The following is a 1,131-nucleotide window of genomic DNA, read 5'->3' on the forward strand; positions in this document are numbered from 1 at the left end:
ACTAGTGACGTGAGTCAGAGGTTCGTCGTTGGTTTGGTGTGAATCGCCGTGGACCGAAAATTCCGCCGTTGTCGGTAACCGATGCCCAGCGGGCTGTGCTTGAGGGGTGGGTGCGTCGCCGCTCGACGGCTCAGGCTCTGGCCCTGCGGTCCCGGATCGTGCTCGAGTGCGCCGAAGGACACTCGATCATGGAGGTGTCACGGCGGCTGAAGGTCGCGCCGGACACGGTCCGCACCTGGCGAAGGCGCTTCCTCGACCGCGGCCTGGACGGCTTGTCCGACGAGCCCAGGCCGGGTGTCCCGAGGAAGATCACCGATGCGGACGTCGAGCGGGTCATCGTCAAGACGCTGGAGGAGAAACCGAAGAACGCCACCCACTGGTCGACCAGGTCGATGGCGGCGGCCACGGGTATGTCCCAGTCCGCGATCTCGCGGATCTGGCGGGCGTTCGCGTTGGCTCCGCACCGCTGCGAGACGTTCAAGCTGTCCACGGACCCACTGTTCATCGACAAGGTCCGTGATGTCGTGGGCCTCTACCTCGACCCGCCGGAGAAAGCACTGGTGCTGTGTGTGGACGAGAAGTCCCAAATCCAGGCCCTGGACCGTTCGCAACCGGTGCTGCCGATGATGCCTGGCGTTCCTGAACGCCGCAGCCACGACTACGTCCGCGCCGGCACCACCACCCTCTTCGCAGCCCTGGAAGTCGCCAGCGGCAAGGTGATCGGCTCGATCCACCGCAGGCACCGGGCCGCCGAGTTCAAAAAGTTCCTGGCCAAGCTCGACAAGGAGGTCCCTGCAGACCTCGACATCCACCTGGTCCTGGACAACTACGCCACACACAAGACACCCGCCATCAAGAAGTGGCTGCTGGCACATCCCCGCTTTCACCTGCACTTCACGCCGACCGGCTCATCGTGGCTGAACCTGGTGGAACGGTGGTTCGGCGAACTCACGCAGAAGAAACTCCGCCGTGGGGTCCACCGCTCCGTCCAGGCCCTTGAACGCGACATCCGGGCATGGGTCGCCGACTGGAACGACAACCCCCGGCCCTTCGACTGGACGAAGACCGCCGACGAGATCCTCGACAAGGTCGCCGCCTACTGCCAGAGAATCTCCGACTCACGGCACTAGG

At 64.7% G+C, this 1,131-nt stretch carries 1 protein-coding gene; it reads left to right on the plus strand.

Features of this window, described 5'->3' with window-relative positions; all coding sequences use genetic code 11:
• Positions 1 to 38: 38 nt before the first annotated feature.
• Entirely contained in the window at positions 39 to 1,130 is a 1,092-nt protein-coding gene (locus ACIF8T_RS40505; RefSeq protein WP_400042500.1) for an IS630 family transposase, read from the plus strand.
• Position 1,131: the final 1 nt, after the last annotated feature.

Source organism: Streptomyces sp. NPDC085946 (genome assembly GCF_044540485.1).
In the GTDB taxonomy this organism is placed as follows: Bacteria; Actinomycetota; Actinomycetes; order Streptomycetales; family Streptomycetaceae; genus Streptomyces.